The organism is Sulfuriferula multivorans (assembly GCF_003851125.1).
In the GTDB taxonomy this organism is placed as follows: Bacteria; Pseudomonadota; Gammaproteobacteria; order Burkholderiales; family Sulfuriferulaceae; genus Sulfuriferula; species Sulfuriferula multivorans.
Map to the genome: position 1 here is coordinate 51,396 of NZ_BGOW01000033.1, position 18,620 is coordinate 70,015.

Annotated in this window: 20 protein-coding genes; 13 read left to right on the plus strand and 7 right to left on the minus strand. The window is 60.5% G+C overall.

The features are described 5' to 3' along the window. The 6 genes from EI185_RS14225 to EI185_RS14250 all read left to right on the plus strand — a co-directional run bounded on the left by EI185_RS14225 (nt 1) and on the right by EI185_RS14250 (nt 5,381). On the plus strand, nt 1-795 hold the full coding sequence (locus EI185_RS14225) for a slipin family protein (protein ID WP_124705816.1): 795 nt from the start codon (nt 1-3) through the stop codon (nt 793-795). Between the two features lie 99 nt (nt 796-894). Beyond that, nucleotides 895-2,004: a 4Fe-4S dicluster domain-containing protein gene (locus EI185_RS14230; RefSeq protein WP_124705817.1), complete on the plus strand. Its 1,110-nt coding sequence runs from the start codon at nt 895-897 to the stop codon at nt 2,002-2,004. Next, nucleotides 1,997-2,830, plus strand: a complete 834-nt coding sequence (locus tag EI185_RS14235; RefSeq protein WP_124705818.1) for an FAD/NAD(P)-binding protein — start codon at nt 1,997-1,999, stop codon at nt 2,828-2,830. Before EI185_RS14230 ends, EI185_RS14235 begins: the two co-directional genes overlap by 8 nt. Before the next feature lies 1 nt (nt 2,831). Beyond that, nucleotides 2,832-3,617, plus strand: a complete 786-nt coding sequence (locus EI185_RS14240; RefSeq protein WP_124705819.1) for an NADH-quinone oxidoreductase subunit B family protein — start codon at nt 2,832-2,834, stop codon at nt 3,615-3,617. After that, nucleotides 3,610-4,917, plus strand: coding sequence for a Ni/Fe hydrogenase subunit alpha (locus EI185_RS14245; RefSeq protein WP_124705820.1), 1,308 nt, complete (start codon nt 3,610-3,612; stop codon nt 4,915-4,917). The genes EI185_RS14240 and EI185_RS14245 overlap by 8 nt, the downstream gene beginning before the upstream one ends. Next, nucleotides 4,866-5,381 carry a hydrogenase maturation protease gene (locus EI185_RS14250; RefSeq protein ID WP_124705821.1) on the plus strand — a complete coding sequence of 172 codons (516 nt, stop codon included), beginning with the start codon at nt 4,866-4,868 and terminating at the stop codon, nt 5,379-5,381. The genes EI185_RS14245 and EI185_RS14250 overlap by 52 nt, the downstream gene beginning before the upstream one ends. Nucleotides 5,382-5,603: 222 nt before the next feature. On the opposite strand, the gene EI185_RS14255 is transcribed toward EI185_RS14250, so the two are convergent. From EI185_RS14255 to EI185_RS14285, 7 genes are all read right to left on the minus strand, one after another. Next, a complete protein-coding gene (locus EI185_RS14255) occupies nt 5,604-6,464 on the minus strand; it encodes a HoxN/HupN/NixA family nickel/cobalt transporter (RefSeq protein WP_262982401.1) in 861 nt (286 codons plus the stop codon). Nucleotides 6,465-6,700: 236 nt separating this feature from the next. Beyond that, nucleotides 6,701-8,482 (minus strand): nickel-dependent hydrogenase large subunit, encoded by a 1,782-nt coding sequence (locus tag EI185_RS14260; protein ID WP_124705822.1) that lies wholly within the window; start codon nt 8,480-8,482, stop codon nt 6,701-6,703. Continuing rightward, complete coding sequence (locus tag EI185_RS14265; protein WP_124705823.1) at nt 8,479-9,840, minus strand: (Fe-S)-binding protein; 1,362 nt, start codon at nt 9,838-9,840, stop codon at nt 8,479-8,481. The genes EI185_RS14260 and EI185_RS14265 overlap by 4 nt, the downstream gene beginning before the upstream one ends. Continuing rightward, nucleotides 9,837-10,490, minus strand: coding sequence for a nitrate reductase (locus tag EI185_RS14270; RefSeq protein ID WP_124705824.1), 654 nt, complete (start codon nt 10,488-10,490; stop codon nt 9,837-9,839). Before EI185_RS14270 ends, EI185_RS14265 begins: the two co-directional genes overlap by 4 nt. Nucleotide 10,491: 1 nt before the next feature. After that, entirely contained in the window at nt 10,492-11,550 is a 1,059-nt protein-coding gene (locus tag EI185_RS14275) for a hydrogenase small subunit (protein WP_124705825.1), read from the minus strand. Further along, nucleotides 11,547-11,978 carry a hydrogenase expression/formation C-terminal domain-containing protein gene (locus EI185_RS14280; protein ID WP_124705826.1) on the minus strand — a complete coding sequence of 144 codons (432 nt, stop codon included), beginning with the start codon at nt 11,976-11,978 and terminating at the stop codon, nt 11,547-11,549. Before EI185_RS14280 ends, EI185_RS14275 begins: the two co-directional genes overlap by 4 nt. Then, on the minus strand, nt 11,975-12,442 hold the full coding sequence (locus EI185_RS14285) for a HyaD/HybD family hydrogenase maturation endopeptidase (RefSeq protein ID WP_124705827.1): 468 nt from the start codon (nt 12,440-12,442) through the stop codon (nt 11,975-11,977). Before EI185_RS14285 ends, EI185_RS14280 begins: the two co-directional genes overlap by 4 nt. Nucleotides 12,443-12,626: 184 nt before the next feature. On the opposite strand from EI185_RS14285, the gene EI185_RS14290 reads away from it, so the two are divergent. The 7 genes from EI185_RS14290 to earP form a co-directional block, all read left to right on the plus strand. Further along, nucleotides 12,627-12,851 (plus strand): HypC/HybG/HupF family hydrogenase formation chaperone, encoded by a 225-nt coding sequence (locus EI185_RS14290; protein WP_262982402.1) that lies wholly within the window; start codon nt 12,627-12,629, stop codon nt 12,849-12,851. Then, nucleotides 12,844-13,188, plus strand: a complete 345-nt coding sequence (locus EI185_RS14295) for a hydrogenase maturation nickel metallochaperone HypA/HybF (protein ID WP_124705829.1) — start codon at nt 12,844-12,846, stop codon at nt 13,186-13,188. Before EI185_RS14290 ends, EI185_RS14295 begins: the two co-directional genes overlap by 8 nt. Nucleotides 13,189-13,198: 10 nt before the next feature. Continuing rightward, a complete protein-coding gene (gene hypB, locus EI185_RS14300; RefSeq protein ID WP_124705830.1) occupies nt 13,199-14,005 on the plus strand; it encodes a hydrogenase nickel incorporation protein HypB in 807 nt (268 codons plus the stop codon). After that, nucleotides 14,005-15,105 carry a hydrogenase formation protein HypD gene (hypD, locus tag EI185_RS14305; RefSeq protein ID WP_124705831.1) on the plus strand — a complete coding sequence of 367 codons (1,101 nt, stop codon included), beginning with the start codon at nt 14,005-14,007 and terminating at the stop codon, nt 15,103-15,105. Before hypB ends, hypD begins: the two co-directional genes overlap by 1 nt. Beyond that, entirely contained in the window at nt 15,102-17,339 is a 2,238-nt protein-coding gene (hypF, locus tag EI185_RS14310) for a carbamoyltransferase HypF (RefSeq protein ID WP_223247858.1), read from the plus strand. Before hypD ends, hypF begins: the two co-directional genes overlap by 4 nt. Beyond that, complete coding sequence (gene hypE, locus EI185_RS14315; protein WP_124705832.1) at nt 17,332-18,336, plus strand: hydrogenase expression/formation protein HypE; 1,005 nt, start codon at nt 17,332-17,334, stop codon at nt 18,334-18,336. Before hypF ends, hypE begins: the two co-directional genes overlap by 8 nt. A 2-nt stretch (nt 18,337-18,338) precedes the next feature. Then, on the plus strand, nt 18,339-18,620 hold a 282-nt coding region (gene earP, locus EI185_RS18235; protein ID WP_223247859.1), incomplete at its 3' end, for an elongation factor P maturation arginine rhamnosyltransferase EarP.

An 18,620-nucleotide genomic window follows, 5' to 3' on the forward strand; every position in this document is an offset into this window, starting at 1 on the left:
ATGGAATTCAGTTTCGGTTTTGGTGGTGTGTTCATCATCCTGATTGCGCTGGCGGTTTCGTCTATCCGTATCCTGCGCGAGTACGAGCGCGGCGTGGTGTTCCAGCTGGGGCGATTCTGGAAGGTGAAAGGGCCGGGGCTGGTGATTATCATCCCGGGGATTCAGCAAATGGTGCGGATAGAATTGCGCACCGTGGTGCACGAGATCCCTCCCCAGGACGTAATCTCGCACGACAACGTCTCCATCAAGGTCGACGCGGTGCTTTACTTCCGCGTGGTGGATCCGGAAAAAGCCTTCATCCAGGTGGAGGATTATTTTTCCGCCACCAGCAAGCTCGCCCAGACCACCTTGCGCTCGGTGCTGGGCAAGCATGACCTGGATGAAATGCTGTCCGAGCGGGACAAGATCAACACCGACATCCAGACGATACTCGATTCCCAGACCGAGGCCTGGGGGATCAAGGTCAGCGTGGTCGAGATCCGCAATATCGAACTCACCGAAGACATGATTCGAGCCATCGCCAAACAGGCCGAGGCCGAGCGCGACCGCCGCTCCAAGGTCATCCACGCCGACGCCGAGTTCCAGGCATCGCAGACCTTGGTCAATGCCGCCGCCATTCTGGCCTCCGCGCCGGGGGGCATGCAATTGCGCTATCTGCAGACCCTGGCCGAAATCGCCACGGAAAAGAATTCCACCATCGTTTTCCCGCTGCCCATCGATCTCATCAAGCCGTTCCTTGAGATCATGGAGAAAGCGGCCGGGAAAAGCATCATTAAGGACACGCCCGCCGCCTAGGCCTGCCGGTCGCAGCGCCCGGCTTTGTCACCAAAAATTCATACAGCGTCCATCAGCTTGCTGGCGGTCGTGAAGCTGGCAACATTGACGGAGACTCAAGTGACCGAACCCCCATTTTTATTTCTGCCGCGTGAGTGTTTTCAGGCGCTGCTGGCTACGCTTGCCGGACAGGGTTTCCACTGCAAGGGGCCGCAACTGCATGATGGCAGCATCGTGTATGCCGAGCTTGCAGAGGCGAGCCAGTTGCCGCGCGGCGTGCGCGACCGGCAGGCGCCGGGCGAATACCGCATCGAGACGGGCGCCGATGCGCGTTGTTTCGCCTGGGCGAATGGCGCGCAGGGATTGAAGCCGTATCTGTTCGCGCCGCAGGAAGTGCTGTGGCAGGCCGAACGCCACGCCGACCACACGCAATTTCACGAAACCCTGCCGCAAGCCAGGCCCATCGCATTCATCGGTGCAAGAGCCTGCGACCTTGCGGCACTCGCCTTGCAGGACGCGCACTTTCTGCAGCAGGATTACGTTGATCCCTATTACGCCCGGCGCCGCGAAAACCTGTTCATTGTCGCGGTGGATTGCAGTCATCCCGCCGCGACCTGTTTCTGCGCCTCTACCGGCGATGGGCCTGCGGCATCCGCCGGCTATGACATTGCACTGGCCGAACTGGAGGAAGGTTATGTGGCGCGCGCAGGCAGCGCGCGCGGGCAGGGCGTGCTCGAACAACTGGCGCTCGATCCGGCCAGTGCCGCGCAACAGGATAGCGCAACCCGACAACATCAGCAGGCGGTCAGCGCACAGACGCGACGGTTGCCCAGCCGCAATCTGCACGATGTCCTGTTCGCGCAACTGGAACACCCGCGCTGGGAGGAGGTGGCCGAGCGCTGCCTGTCCTGCGGCAACTGCACCTCGGTGTGTCCAACCTGTTTCTGCCACCATGAACTGGAACAACCGCAGCTGGACGGGACGCGCAGCGACCATGTGCGTGAGTGGGATTCGTGTTTCACGCAGGGGCACAGCTACATTCACGGTATCGTGGTGCGCAGCGAGACAAAATTCCGTTATCGTCAATGGCTCACCCACAAGCTGGGCAGCTGGCACGAGCAGTACGGACGTTCCGGCTGCGTGGGGTGCGGCCGGTGTCTCACCTGGTGTCCGGTGGGCATTGATTTGACCGAGGAAGTTGCAGCAATTTGCGGGGATGCGAATGAATAACCCTTATCTGCCGTGGGAGGCGGAAGTCGTCGAGCGCGTTCAGGAGTCGGACAGCATCTTCACCCTGCGTCTGCGCCTGACCGACCCTGAGGCCAGAAACCATTACCGCTTCGTCCCCGGACAGTTCAACATGGTGTATCTGTACGGGGTGGGTGAGGTGGCGATTTCCATCGTGTCCGATCCGGAAAGCGAGGCGCTGCTCGATCACACCATCCGTGCAGTGGGGCGCGTCACCCATGGGCTGGCCAAGCTGCAGGCGGGTGAGCGCGTCGGCATACGCGGTCCGTTCGGGCGCGGCTGGCCGATGCCGCTGGCGGAAGGCCGCGACGTGTTCATCGTCACCGGCGGTCTGGGCTGCGCGCCGGTGGTGGGCGTCATCAACTATGTCCTGGCGCGCCGCACCCGCTTCGGGCGGGTATGTATCGTGCAGGGCGTGAAGCATGCAGAGGATATGATCTGGCGCGAACGCTATGCCGAGTGGAGTGCGCACCCGGATGTCCAGGTGCTGCTGGCGGCGGAACATGGCGGTGTTTTATGGCCGTGGCATGTTGGGCTGGCCACGGAGCTTTTCGACCAGGCCGTCATCGAGCCATCCAGAACAATCGTGATGATGTGCGGGCCGGAAGGCATGATGCGCGCGGCGGCCAGGGGGCTGATGCAGCGCGGCATCGCGCCGGAAGAAATCTACCTCAGCATGGAGCGCAACATGCAGTGCGGCGTCGGCCACTGCGGCCACTGCCAGTTCGGCGGCAGCTTCATCTGCCGCAACGGCCCGGTGTATCGCTACAGCGAAGTACGGGAATTGCTCGGCGTGAAAGGTTTCTGAAATGCGTAATCGTCCGCGTGTCGCCATCCACAAATTCAGCTCCTGCGACGGCTGCCAGTTGGCCTTTCTGAATCTCGGCGAGGCGCTGCTCACCGCGGCGGAGCTGGTCGAGTTCGTCCATTTCGCCGAAGCCGGGCCGGTGGCGCCGGATGAAAAAGTGGACATCGCCTTCGTCGAAGGCAGCCTCTCCACGCCGCATGAACTGGAGCGCATCCGCCAGGTACGCGCCAATTCCACTTACCTGGTGACCATCGGCGCCTGCGCCACCAGTGGCGGCGTGCAGGCATTGCGCAACATGGCGGATGCCGGGCAGTGGGTTGCCGGCATCTACGCCCAGCCGCAATATATCGAGAGCCTCGCCACCGTGTCGCCCATCGCCCAGCATGTGCCGGTGGATCTGGAACTTTGGGGGTGTCCGGTCACCAGCCGGCAAATCGTCGCTGCCATCCGCGCGCTGCTGTTCGGCGTGCTGCCCGTGGAGGAAAACGACAAGGTGTGTCTGGAGTGCAAGCGTCGCCAGCAGGTGTGCGTGATGGTGAGCAAGGGCGAGCCGTGCATGGGGCCGGTTACGCGTACCGGCTGCGGCGCATTGTGTCCCAGCTTCGGGCGCGATTGCTATGGCTGTTTCGGCCCCGCCGAGAATCCCAATACCACAGCGCTTTCCCGTCGTTTTGCCGGGCTGGGGCTGTTGCCGGAACAGGTGGCGCAACGCTTCCTGTTCATCAATAATGCGGCACCTGCATTTCATGCAGCCGGACTGAAAGCCAGAGAGGACAGCCATGACTGACGGCGCCGTCACACGCAGCATCAACATCACGGTGCCGGTACTGGCACGGGTGGAGGGCGAAGGCGCACTGGATATCTGCATCGAACAGGATCGCATCGTCGCGGCGCACCTGCGCATCTATGAACCGCCGCGCTTGTTCGAAAAATTCCTCGAAGGACGCGCCTGGCATGAGGTGCCGGACATGGTGGCACGCATTTGCGGCATCTGTCCCGTCGCCTACCAGATGAGCGCAGTGCATGCGCTGGAGGGCATCTTTGGCACCGTCGTTACGCCGTGGGTGCGTGCGATGCGCCGCGTGCTGTATTGCGGCGAGTGGATCGAGAGCCACAGCCTGCACATCCACCTGCTCGCCGCGCCGGATTTTCTGGGCTACGCCAGCGCCATCGAGATGTCCAAAGACTATCCGGAAATAGTGCGGCGCGGCCTGCGTCTGCAGGAACTCGGCAATGCGCTGATCCGCCTGCTGGGCGGGCGCTCGGTGCATCCGGTCGGGGTGCGCGTGGGCGGTTTTTATCACGCACCAGGTATGAGCGAAGTGGCCGAATTGCTGGGCCGGCTGCGCGCCGCCCTGCCCGAAGCGGAAGCGCTCATCGCCTGGACCGCTGCGCTTGATCTGCCCGCTTCCGCCACGCCGGCCATCACGGTGGCGCTGCGCCATGGCGATGAATATCCGATGAACGAAGGCCGCATCGTCTCCAGCACGGGACTGGATATTGCCATCGCCGACTATGAACAGCACTTCGCCGAATCGCATGAAGCGCATTCGACCGCGCTGTTCAGCCGCTTCGACGGGCAGCCCTATCTGGTCGGGCCGCTGGCGCGTCTCAACCTGAATCTGGATCAACTCGATCCTGCCGTGCGCCGGGCGCTGGCGGACGGCAGCGTGCATTTTCCAAGTGCCAACATGTTCCACAGCATCGTGGTGCGCGCGGCGGAAATCCATCAGGCATTGCTCGAAGCCATCGCCCTGCTCGAGGTCTACGTTGTGCCGGAGGCACCTTATACCGAAGTGACGCCGCGCGCCGGCGTGGGCTACGGCTGCACCGAGGCGCCGCGCGGCATCCTCTGGCATCGCTATGAAACAGACGCCGCCGGACGAATTCTGTCCGCGCGCATCGTGCCGCCGACCAGCCAGAATCAGGCACAGATCGAGGCCGACCTGCTGCATACCCTGCAAGCGCTCGACGCCAACAGCCCAAGCGAGCAATTGCGTCTGCGCGCCGAGCAGGTCATCCGCAACTATGACCCATGTATTTCCTGCGCCACCCACTTCCTCAAACTGACTGTGCGGCGCACATGAGCGGCATCGGCGTATTCGGCGTCGGCTCGCCGTTCGGCGATGACCGCATCGGCTGGGAGGCGATCCGCGCCGCACAGGAACTGGGATTCGCGCAGCGCCACGGATTGCAGCGCCTGGAAGCCTGCGACCGCCCCGGCACGCACTTGCTGGCGCTGCTGCAAGGGCTGGACAGCGCCATCGTGATCGATGCCATGCACAGCGGCGCGCCCCCCGGCACGCTGCGGCGGCTGGATGGCGCCGAACTCGGGGGCTTGCACGCCACCAACTCGACGCACGGCTTTGGCCTGGCCTACACCTTGTCGCTGGGGAAGATGCTCGCTGCGCTGCCGCCGCGCCTGGTGCTGTACGGCGTGGAAATTTCTGCGGCCTCGCCCCAGGACGGATTGAGCGATGCCGTGGCGCAGGCCATCCCGCAACTGCTGCAGGCAATCGCCCGCGAGCTTGGCGAAGTGTACATAATGTAAGCGGGGTATCCAGACAAATGCGATTAGCTAACGGCGCCATGGGCTGGTGAAAATTTACAAATGGAGTGAAGAAGGCGTTGTCTTGGTCGAGCTGGGTGACGCAGGCCGATTTCCTCCCGCTTTTCTGGGCCTCTGGTTCGCCACGAGGTCACGAAAGGAGATGCGATGTATCGCTACTGATTGTTCAAGGAGTTAGCTGTTCTGAGGGTCGGGATTGGTTCGCTAAGTTGATGTATTGATTTCCAATTCATCGAAGCGCTTCCACCTATATACTGCTACTGACAGCACCCAACCGATAGCGAATACAGCGATGATGATGTAGCCGAGCATTCCGAAATTGTCGTTCAGGCGACTAATAGAAACCCAAAAATGTCCACTCATATGCAACTTGTCGCCGAAAAGTTTCAGTCCTTCAATACTGCCTACCAGCAGTGCGACGATTACTGAAATCACTGTGATGATCATATTGTAGTAAAGCTTGCGGATCGGCTTGACGAATGCCCATCCGTACGCGCCGAGCATAAGGATGCTGTCGGTGGTATCTATTAGTGTCATGCCCGCAGTGAATAGCACAGGGAACACCAGAATTGACCAAATTGGCATCTCTTGCGTCGCTCCAGCAGCGGAGATCCCTAGTAGGCTGACTTCGGTCGCGGTATCAAAACCGAGCCCGAATAGGAAGCCGAGAAAATACATATGCCAACTGCACGTAATCAGCTGGAACAGTGGACGAAATATACGGGCGAGAAAACCACGGTTAGCCAGCAATAGATCAAAGTCTTCATCAATGTAGGGTTCGCCGCGCAAAACATGTAGAAATGCACGAATTACTGAACGCAATATCACCAGGTTCATCAGCGCGATTGCAAACAAAAACAGCGTCGAAACCAGCGTACCGATCAGGCCTCCAATCTCTTTGAAGCCGCCCTCCGGCTTTGCAGGGCAAATGCCGTAGCCGCGATGCCTATGGACGCCAGCACCACGATCGTCGAATGGCCGAGCGAAAACATTAAGCCAACGGCAATAGGGCGTTTTCCTTCCTGCAGATGCCAAGAATTTTTTGACGCAGGTAATCACCCCCATCACCCAATACTGCCTTCAACAGCCCCTTCATTATGTTTTCTCCGCAAAGCCCGCGAACGCTGACCGAATACCGTGGTACTTGTTTCAAATGATCAGATGTTTATCTATTTCAAAATAAGTCATATTGATTTCGATTGGCCTCCGTATGTCGAGCAAGTGCGCAGAAGCGGGCGCAGAAAGGAGGGTACAGATGCTGGCAAGGAAAAGTTGAATATTGAATGCGCATGGTGACGTTACTATCGGATTTTGACCTTGATAAGCTCTTCGCCTTCCGGGTCGGTGACGTGCACTGCGCAAGCTATGCAGGGATCAAAACTGTGGATGGTGCGCAGTATTTCTATGGGTTGCTTGGGATCGTATAGCTGAGTGCCTTTGAGCGCGGCTTCGTAGGGCCCATCCTGTCCTGCGGCGTCGCGCGGGCCTGCGTTCCAGGTGCTGGGTACGACGGCCTGATAGTTGTCGATCTTGCCGTCCTTGATGATGATCCAGTGCGCCAGTGCGCCGCGCGGCGCTTCCGTGTAACCCACACCTTTGGCCGTGGCAGGCCAGGAAGAGGGTTCCCACAGTTTTTCATTAAAGGTTCTGACATCGCTGGACTTGATGTTGGCAATCAGGTTGTCGTACCAGGTCTGCATGGCATCGGCGATAATCTTGCTCTCCAGCGTGCGTGCGGCAGTACGTCCCAGCGTGGAGTAGAGCGCGGTGACCGGCAGGTCAAGTTTTTTCAGCGTCATGGCCACCAGTTCTCTGGTTTGTGGGTGGCCTTTGGCATACAGCATCAACACCCGTGCCAGCGGCCCGACTTCCACTGCGTGGCCTTTCCAGCGCGGGGACTTGAGCCAGGAATAGGACTGATCCACGTCCAGTTGGGCATACGGTGGCTTGGGTCCGGTGTAGTGCAAGTTGGTTTCGCCGACATAAGGATGCAGTCCCTTGTTCTTGCCTTCGCTGTAGTCGTACCAGGAGTGCGCGATGTACTCCTGGATCTGGTCATCGGCATTGAGATCGACTGGGTGGATGGTGGACAGGTCGCGGTTGAGGATGACGCCGGAAGGGATCAGGAAACTGCTGGGGTCGGACATGCCCTTTTCCGGGAAATCGCCATAGGTCATGAAGTTACCGATACCTTCACCCTGCTGGAACCAGTCCTTGTAGAAACCGGCGATGGCCAGAGTGTCGGGCACATACACCTGATCGACGAAATCGCGCATTTGCTGGATGATGCCCTGCACTTTTTGCAGACCGATGCTGTTCACGGACGTCGCTGCAGCGCCCCCGCCGCGGTAGTGTGGACCATTGCCTTTCCCTTCATGCTCCGGGTGCACGCTGATCGCACAGGGCACGCCGCCCACCACAAAATTGGGATGCGGATTCTTGCCGCCGAAGATGGTGTGCAGTTGCGCCACGTTGCGTTGCCAGGCCAGTGCGTCAAGATAGTGGGCGACGGCCATCAGGTTGGCTTCGGGTGGCAATTTGTACGCGGGGTGCCCCCAGTAGCCGTTGGCAAAGATGCCCAGCTGACCGCCCTCAACAAAGCCTTTGAGTTTCTTCTGCACGTCAGAAAAATAGCCGGGGGAGGATTTGGCATAACCGGAAATGCTTTGTGCCAGCGAGGAAGTAGCTTTGGGGTCGGCTTTGAGCGCGGAGACGACATCCACCCAGTCCAGCGCGTGAAGGTGATAAAAATGCATGACGTGATCGTGTACAAACTGCGCGGCGATCATCAGGTTGCGGATCAATTGCGCATTGGCAGGGATTTCATATTTCAGCGCATCTTCCACCGCGCGCACCGAGGCGATGCCGTGTACCAGCGTACACACGCCGCAGATGCGCTGGGCGAACGCCCAGGCATCGCGCGGATCGCGACCACGCAGGATGATTTCGATGCCACGCACCATGGTGCCAGCACTGGAAGCACGGGTAATGCGGCCATCGGCGTCGGTTTCCGCCTCAATGCGCAGATGCCCTTCGATACGGGTAATCGGATCGACGATTACTCGATTGGTGGGTGCGTTCATTTATCCTCTAGATTGTCAGCGACTAGATCCAGCAGGCTGAGCATGGTTTTGTCCCAGTGAAAGTGGTCCTGACCATCATCAAACGTCTGGCGGCAGTTGGAACAACTTGAAACCAGCATTTCTGCGCCGGTGTTGTCAATTTGCTTCATTTTGATCTGGAACGCCTGGTAACGGATATGGTCGGCGCGATGTATGGTGACGACACCGCCACCGCCGCCGCAACACCAGTTCAGTCCCTTGGTATCCTGCATTTCGATCAGTTCTGCGCCCAGGCCGTCGATCACTTCACGCGGCGCCTCAATGGCACCGCCGCGGCGCGATACCTGGCACGGGTCGTGAAAAGTCATGGTCTTGCTCAGCGGCTTGGTCTTGAGCGCGCCGGATTTGGTGTTTTCCGCCAGAAATTCGGAAATGTGCAGCACTCTGAACGGCAGCGGTTTGCCGTAAATATTCGCGCCCTGCCAGCGCATCGCGCCGTAGGCGTGCCCGCATTCGGGTAGTATCAGCAACTTCGCTCCCGCGGCAATGGTCGCGTTAATGAGCTTCATGCTCGCTTCCCTTTGCCAGGCGCTGTTGCCGGAGAGCATGCCGAAGTTGGTGGCCTCGTAGCCGTCGCTGCGGAAAGTCCAGTTCAGTCCGAGGTGGTTGAGTATCTTCGACGTGGCGACGATGGAGCCCGGGTATTTCATGATTTCGATAGAAGACATCGCCGCGACGACATCAGCCTGCGCCTTATCTACGAAAATTTCGACTTCGTTATCGTCAGCCAGCCATTCGCAGCGTTCCTTGAATACTTTGGGCGTGGCGCCAAGCGGGCTGCCTTCGCGTTCGGCGCGTTCGGCTACTGCCCAAAGTTCATGCGGCACCAGCCCGGCTTGGTTCATGCCGTGGCGCGCCAGCCCGACCAGCGCGGCAATGTCGATACCCATTGGGCAGATCAGCGTGCAGCGACCGCATAGGGTGCAGCTGTCATAGAGCAGTTCCTGCCATTCCTCCAACTGTTCCACCGTGACTTTTTTCTTCAGATTGAGTGCTCTGTAGATTGCGGCGAATGGTCCGGCTTCGCGCTTGTAGGCTTGCTTGAACGGCTCCAGTTTCCAGATGGGGGTGTACTTCGGGTTTTCGGTTGCTATGTAAAAGTGACAGGCTTCTGCACACATGCCGCAATGGATGCAGGATTCCATGTAGGTGGCAGCAACTGCGCCAAAATCTTTTACAAAGTAGCGCATGGCAGTTTCCACCCGCTGTGCGTCGGGCATGTCGCCTTGCTTGTCGTAACGTGGTTCGGGTTTCTTTACCGAGAAACGCGGCTGGTTGAGTTCGAGTGGGTGCGCGCTGTCAATATCCGCCGTACTCATATCGAGGCCCCCTTGCGTTCAAATAATGCGCCGGTGCTGCCGCGCGAGACAAATACCAGGGCCGCATGCATGAGCTTGCCAAAAGGAAACCACACCAGTAACAGCGCTACCGACAGGATGTGGATAGCCAGCAGCGTTTCGTAACGTGCACCCAGGTGGGCGACAGCCAGCATGCCGGTGGCGACGGGGGCAAAGGTGACGAACCAGCTGAAATAATCGTCGAAATTGGATAATAGCCGCAGTACCGGATGGATGAGTCGCCGTCCCAGTACGACAATGAGCGCGCCGAGGGTGATTGCGCCGCTCAGATAAATAATGGCATTGGGTAGATTGGGCCAGTCGAGTCCCGTCAGCCCCCTGAAAAATAATATGTGGGGAGCGAAACCGAACACCACGATCGCCAGCCCGATATGAAAGATATAACCCAGGGCTTGGCCAAAGGCGGTGCGCTGGATGAACTCGCGACGTGGCCAGGAGCGGCTGATGATTAACTTGAGCGCGCCCGGCCAGCTGGTCGCGTTGCGTGGTTCCGAGTAATCGGGTCGGCGTTTGAGCAGGAGGATGCCAGCCAGACGCCAGGTCATGCCGAAAGCGAAAATGGCCAACGCCCAAGTCAGCGCAGGGCCGCGGGCAAACTGCAGCAAGTCCATGCTATTTCTCCTCGCTAATGCTGGTTTGGTGTTTGCGCGATATCACCGCTGCTGCCGTGCCTACTGCGATACCGCCCAGTGCGGCGGCGGTGATGATAGGGGTATTATCGGCGAGCGGAACGGGTAATGGTTTGTAGAAACTGCCTTTGTCCCAGAAGTTGGGTTCCGAGCAGCCCAGACAACCATGCCCGGATTCGATCGGGAAACTGACTCCGCCATTCCACTTTATCGTGGCGCAGGCGTTATAGGTGGTCGGGCCTTTGCAACCCAGTTCGTAGAGACACCAGCCATTGCGCGCGCCTTCGTCGTCGAAGGTCTTGGCAAACTTGCCTTGATCATAAAATGGCCGCCGGTAGCAGCGGTCATGGATGGTGTCGGCAAAGAACACTTTGGGACGATTGAGGTTATCCAGCTCCGGCAATTTGCCGTAGGTGATGAAATAAGCCAGCACCCCCGCAATCACCGACGGAATGGGCGGGCAACCCGGCACATTCATGATCGGTTTGTCTTTGATAATATCTGATACCGATACTGCGCCGGTCGGGTTGGGGTTGGCGTGGGGAATGCCGCCAAACGATGAGCAGGTGCCCACCGCGACAATGGCCGCTGCACCCTTGGCAGCTTCTACCAGCAAATCATGGTTGGAAACGCCGGCAACAGTGGAATACACGCCGCCGTCCTTGGTGGGGATGGAGCCGTCCACAATCAGCAGGTATTTGCCATAGGATGCTTTCATCGCCTGTTTGCGTGCTGACTCGGCAGCCTCGCCGGAGGCGGCTTGCAGCGTCTCCTGATAATCCAGCGAGATCATCTCGAAGATCAGCTGTTCCAGCGTCGGGTCGAAGGAGCGGGTCAGCGATTCCACGCAGCCGGTACATTCCTGAAACGATAGCCAGATCACCGATTGGCGTTGCGCCCGCTTGAGTGCGTCGGCCATGGCATACGCGGCGCTGGGGGGCAGCGCCATCAGCGATGCCATGGCGGTGCAGAATTTGAGAAAGGAACGGCGGCTGATGCCGCTGCGCGCCAGGCTTGCGCCCAGGATATCAGGTTCGTTCATGGCTGCTCCTGTTTTAACAATTCGCGTAAATGGGCAAGCCCCTCGCGTACATCGTCCGCAGGTGCTTTCAGGATTTCGGGAACAGCGGTGACTTCAATCAGGTCCGCAACGATGTCACCTTCTGCATTGTAGTAAGTCACCCACCACACGCCGGGGTAGAGCGTCTCGCGTACCTCGGAGTTGCCGATCGCGTCAATGTGCGCATGCACTTCGCCGTCGGCCAGGGTGATGCGTAGCAATTCGTAGTCGTCAAGGGTGAGGGGGAGGCTATGCAGGTCAATCGCGCCGGTTTGTCCGGTAGCCGTATAAGCTTCCAGCAGCGCCACGATTTCATGCAGAATGGCATCGGCGTTGCCGGATAAACCATCCTCCGGCGGCGATGGCAGCGGGTTGACCACCTTGGTGCCGATATTATCCAGTCCACTCATGCGCGCCACGCTGCGATCAGGTCGAGGGTCAGGCTGCAGGCTTGCGGTATGGCTTCTGCTACTGCTGCGGTGGGCGCATCGCCCCAGTCCACGATGTCGGGTTGAATGCCGATCAGCGCACGACGTTGCGGCAGGTGACCGGCGAGATGGGCGACCGCCATCAGATCAAGCAAGCCGACTTCATGCACGCTGCGTTTACGATTGACGCCAAGAAAACGATCCATGTCTTCTCCAACAAAAGCGCGAACCGTGCCCGGTGCGCTGTCCAGTTCAGCGGCATCGATGACGATGAGTTGGGTGGCATCTTCCACATCACCGGCGAGGGAGAAACTGAGGGTGCCGCCGTCCATGAATTCAACGCCGGCCAGATTGGGATGGTCTTGTGCCAGTGACCGTACCGCGTGTACTCCCACGCCTTCGTCGCAGAGTAGGGTATTGCCGATACCGAGCACCAGAGTCGTCATGGATTTACACTAAAACCATCCGGTAATTGAGGCTGAAGTTAAGCCTAGCACGTCAAAGTTAAATAACAACCAAGCAAATCAGTAGGGTAATTTCAGGCCGGCAAGCTGCCGCAATAGCGGAATTTTCATCCGGGTTTATACTGTATTGAACCAAACGAGGTGCATCATGTGTCTGGCCATACCCATGCAAATTATTGCCATTGATGGTTTTGTTGCGCAGGCTGCCGCCAAAGGGGTGGCACGCGAAGTCAGCCTGTTTTTGTTGCAGGACGAATTACCTGCGGTAGGTGATTACGTGATGGTGCATGTGGGTTACGCCATCCAGACCATGAGTGCGGCCGAAGCGCAGAGTGCGTGGGAACTGTACGACGAAATGCTGGCGATCGAGTCGGCTATGCCTCGTGCATGAACTGTCGGTGTGTCAGGCACTGGTGAACCAGGTGGTCGAGATTGCGCAGCAGAACTCGGCGCACACGGTGCGGGTGATCACCCTGCACATCGGTCCGCTGTCGGGCGTGGAACCGGCATTGCTGGTGAGTGCTTTCCCGCTGGCGGCAGCGGGTACCGTGGCAGCGTCGGCGCAGCTGGTGATCGAGCCGCAGCCGTTGCGGGTGCATTGTCAGACTTGCGGCGCTGATACGGAGGCAACGCCCAACCGTTTGCTGTGCGGGATATGCGGGGATTACCATACGCAACTCCTCAGCGGCGACGAACTGCTGTTGGCGAATCTGGAATTAATCACTTAAAGGATTACCCATGTGCGATACCTGCGGCTGCAATGTGACACCCGGTAATCGGCACTTGGCGTACAAGCCCGTGAACGGCGGCACCAGTGCGGTTTCCGTGCTGAAAAAACTGCTGGCGCACAATGACGATCAGGCCGCGCACAACCGCGCGCATTTCGATACGCGCAGCATCCTCACCATCAACCTCATGTCCTCCCCCGGTTCCGGCAAGACGGCTTTGCTGGAAGCGACCATCGACGCGCTCAGGGATGAATTCAGGCTGGCGGTGATCGAGGGCGACCTGGAAACCGAAAACGATGCCGCGCGCATCCGTGCCCGCGGCGTGCCGGCTTATCAGATCACCACCGGCAGCGCCTGCCATCTCGATGCGCACATGGTGCATGAGGCGCTGCACCATCTGGATCTGTCCGCAGTGGATATTCTGTTTGTCGAAAACGTCGGCAATCTGGTATGCCCGGCGAGTTTCGATCTGGGGCAGCATCGCAATGTCACACTGCTTTCCGTGACCGAAGGCGATGACAAGCCCGCCAAATACCCGGTGATGTTCCGCGCGGCCGATGCAGTGGTGTTGAGCAAGATCGACCTGTTGCCGGTGCTGGACGATTTCGATCCGGCGCGCGCCGAGCAGTGTTTGCGCCAGTTGGCGAGCACCGTGCCGCTGTTGCCGCTGTCCGCACGCAAGGGGCAGGGCATGACGGCCTGGTACGACTGGTTGCGCAGCGAACTTGCCGCCCAGCGTGCGCGGGTGTCGGCCGGACAAACCGTCAAACCCTATATCCAGCCGGATGGCGCCCGTCTCCACGCCGAGGTCGGTTGATGAGCCACGATGCCGCCTACTGGCTGCAAAAAATCCGCGCGCTGGATTTGCCGTCGCGCATCAAGATCATGAACGTGTGCGGCGGTCATGAGCGCTCCATTACGCTGGCGGGTTTGCGCGGCGCATTGCCGGGCAATATCGAACTGATCCCCGGCCCCGGCTGCCCGGTATGCGTGTGCCCGGAAGAGGACGTGTATCAGGCGACACAGCTGGCGCTGAACGAAAAAATCATACTGGTCGCGTTTGGCGACATGTTGCGCGTGCCGGTCAACGTGCCCAAGGGCGAGCCGCGCTCGCTGGATGCGGCGCGCGCTGCAGGCGCGGATATCCGTCCGATTGCCAGCCCGACCGAGGCAGTGCAGATTGCCCGCGCTAATCCGGATATTCCGGTGGTATTTTTTGCCGCCGGTTTCGAGACCACCACCGCGCCGGTAGCGGCGATGCTGGCGGCGGGCGTGCCGCCGAATCTGTCCGTGCTGTTGTCCGGTCGCCTCACCTGGCCGGCCGTCGCCATGCTGCTGGATGCGGGCAAGCCGGGTTTCGACGCGCTCATCGCCCCCGGTCATGTGGCCACAGTCATGGGTGCGGATGAATGGGCATTCGTGCCCGCCAGGCATGGCCTGCCTGCCGCTGTGGCCGGGTTCACGCCGGAATCGCTGCTCGCTGCGACGTATTCGGTATTGCGCCAATTGCTGGCCGAGCGCCCTTTTCTCGATAACTGCTACCCGGAGCTGGTACGCCCCGGCGGCAATGTCAGTGCGCGGCGCCAACTGGCGCAAGTGATGGATGTGGTCGATGCCAACTGGCGCGGCGTGGGCGTGATTCCGGCCTCCGGTTTTGGCATCAAACCGGCGCTGGCTGCGCATGATGCACGGCTGCGTTTCCCCGCTTATGATGATCCCGCGCGCAAACGTGCCGGTGAAATGCCGCCCGGTTGCGATTGCGCCAGGGTTGTCCTCGGCAAAATCTATCCCGATCACTGCCGCCTGTATGGCCGCGCCTGTACCCCGCGCACACCGATCGGGCCGTGCATGGTGTCGGACGAAGGCGCCTGCCGTATCTGGTGGGCCAGCGGTATCCGCGAGGCCAAGGTCGCTTGAATCAACTGACTGCGGCGCATTTCGTGGTGTCCGGCCGGGTCCAGGGCGTGGGTTTCCGCCCCTTCGTGTACCGCCTGGCGCAACGTTTTGATCTGACCGGCTGGGTGCAAAATACGCTGGGCCAAGTAGAAATTCATGTGGAAGGCACGCCACAACATCTGGCCGATTTCGCCACTGCCCTGGTGGACGAAGCGCCGCCGCTGTCACAGCCATCTGTGCTCAGCCACAGGCAAACCCCTGCCACCGGCGCCAGCGGATTCGTCATCCGGCCCAGTACCAGTGATGTACAGCCTGACATCCATGTGCCGCCGGATTACTTTACCTGCGATGCGTGTCTGGCCGAATTGTTCGACCCGCTGGACCGCCGTTACCGTTACCCATTTATCAATTGCACCCAGTGCGGCCCGCGTTACACGCTCATCGAAGCGCTGCCCTATGACCGCGCCGCGACCACCATGCGCGATTTCGTGTTGTGCGCTGCGTGTCGCGCGGAGTATGAAAATCCGCTGGACCGGCGTTTTCATGCCGAGCCGGTCGCCTGTCCGCAGTGCGGGCCGCAGCTACTGTTCAAGAACAACACGCTGACGCTTGCCGGTGAGGATGCATTGGCGGTTGCTGTCGCGGCATTGCGCGCCGGCCGGATTGTCGCGGTAAAAGGCGTGGGCGGTTATCACCTGCTGTGCGATGCCGGATCGGAGGCTGCGGTGGTGCGCTTGCGCAGCCGCAAGGCGCGCCCGCACAAGCCGTTGGCGGTGATGTTCCCTGATCTGGCGGACGTGCAGCGCGCTGCGGTGCTGACGGATGACGAAGCGGCGTTTTTGTCCAGCCCGCTGCGTCCCATACTGTTGCTCAGGCAGCGTGCCGACAGCCAGCTTGCAGCGCAGGTAGCGCCGGGGCTGGCGGAGATCGGCGCGATGCTGCCCTACAGTCCGCTGCATCATTTGCTGCTTGCCGATTTCGCTGCGCCGCTGGTGGCGACTTCCGCCAATATCAGCGGCGAACCGGTGCTGACCGACAATGCCGAAGTCGAATCCCGGCTGGCCGAGGTGGCCGATGCCTTCCTGCATCATGATCGCGCGATTGCACGCCCCGCTGACGATCCCGTATTCCGGATGAGTGCCGGTCAGCCGCGGCCATTGCGGCTGGGGCGCGGCACAGCCCCTCTGGAAATGAGCTTGCCGTTTGCACTGGATACGCCGCTGCTGGCGGTGGGCGGGCACACTAAAAATACCATTGCGCTGGCCTGGGAGCGGCGCGTGGTGATTTCGCCGCACATCGGCGATCTGGATTCGCTGCGGTCGATGGCGGTGTTTGAACAGGTCGCTGCCGATTTGCAGAAGTTGTACAACGTCAGCGCCACGCGCGTGGTGTGCGATGCCCATGACGGCTATGCCAGCAGCCGCTGGGCACGGGTAAGCGGCCTGACGTTGACCAGGGTGTTTCATCATCGTGCCCACGCTTCCGCGTTGGCGGGGGAATATCCGGACATGGCCAACTGGCTGGTATTCACCTGGGACGGCGTGGGTTACGGTGAAGACGGCACGTTGTGGGGCGGCGAGGCGCTATTCGGCAGCCCGGGCAACTGGGTGCGCGCGGCAAGCATGCGCCCGTTTCATATGCCCGGCGGCGATGCGGCCGGGCGCGAGCCCTGGCGTGCCGCTGCCGCATTGGCATGGGAGATCGGGGCCGATTGGCCGGGTGTGCCTGCGGATAGCGGGCTGATCCATGCAGCTTGGCAGCGGCGCATGAATACGCAGCCAACTTCGTCAGTCGGGCGCTTGTTTGATGCAGCGGCGGCTTTGACCGGTTTGATTACCCGAGCGAGTTTCGAGGGACAGGGCCCGATGTTGCTGGAGGCTGCGTGTACCGGCAATGCGTACGACGCGATTACATTGCCGTTAAATTGCGATGAGCAGGGCTTATGGCGCAGTGATTGGACGCCCTTGGTGGCGATGCTGCTGGATGCGGCGCTGAGCGCCAGCCAGCGCGCGGACCTGTTTCACGTCAGTCTTGCACATGCACTGCTGGCGCAGGTGCGGGCAGTCCAGGCAACGCGTCAGGTAGCGTGCATCGGGCTGGCGGGCGGTGTGTTTCAGAATCGCCGGCTGACCGAACTGGTTGTCGATTTACTCACTGCGGCCGGTGTGCAAGTCAGACTTGCGCAGCGCGTGCCCGTCAATGATGGCGGCATCAGCTTTGGCCAGATTATGGAAACGGGAAGTGCACATGACTGATACCTACATCACCCTGGCACACGGCAATGGCGGTCGCTATATGCGCGAGCTGATCGAGGGGACTTTCGCCCGTCATCTGGGCAACCCGTTGCTGGATATCAATGCCGATGCAGCGCGCTTGCCCTGGGACGCGGGCGAACTGATGTTTACCACCGATGGTTTTACCGTGCAGCCGCTGGAGTTTCCCGGTGGCGATATCGGCAGCCTGGCGGTGCATGGCACGGTCAATGATCTGGCGGTAGCCGGGGCAACACCGCGCTATCTGTCGCTGAACGCCTTCATCGAGGAAGGCCTGCCGTTGACGCAACTGGATCGCATCGTTGCCAGCCTGGCGCGCGCTGCAAAAATGGCGGGCGTGGTGGTGGCGGCGGGCGATACCAAGGTGGTGCGGCGCGGCGAGGGTGGCGGGCTGTATCTGGCGACTGCAGGCATAGGCGTGCGCACGCCGGGGATTGAACTCGGCATGCAAACGATCCAGGCAGGCGATGCGATTCTGGTCTCTGGGCCGGTGGGCGATCACGGTATCGCGGTGATGCTGGCGCGCGAACAGTTTGGACTCAAGGGCGAGCTGGCCTCGGATAGCGCCAGCGTGCTGCCGTTGACCCGGGCAGTGCTGGGTTTGCCCGGTCTGCGCTTCATGCGCGACCCCACGCGCGGCGGGTTGGCCACTGTGGCGCATGAAATCAGCCGCGCGACCGGGCTGCAAGCCGGCCTGCAGCAGGCTGCCATCCCGGTGCGCGATCAGGTGTCGGCGGTATGCGAAATGCTGGGCTACGATCCCTATTATCTTGCCTGCGAAGGGCGGGTGGTGGCGGTTGTGGCACAGGCCGATGCCGCAGCAGCACTCGCTGCCTGGCGTGCGCTGCCCGATGGGCAGGATGCGGCACTGATCGGCCATATGCAACCCGGCCGCGCGCAGGTGGTGTTGCATACGCCTCTGGGCGGGACGCGCATTCTGGATGAACTGGAAGACGACCCGTTGCCGAGGATTTGTTGACGATGTCCGGAATGGATAAGAGGGACGTGATGGCGCAGGACCGCTGGGATATTTTTTGCACTGTGGTGGACAACTACGGCGACATCGGCGTGGCCTGGCGTCTGGCGCGGCAGCTGGCCGCCGAGCATGGCCTGAATGTGCGCCTGTGGGTGGACGACCTCGCCAGTTTTCAGCATCTGTGCCCCGCGATTGACCCGAATCTGTCCGAACAAAGCGTGGACGGCGTGAGCGTGCGGCGCTGGGATAAGCCATTCCCCGATGCCACACCCGCCGCTGTCGTCATC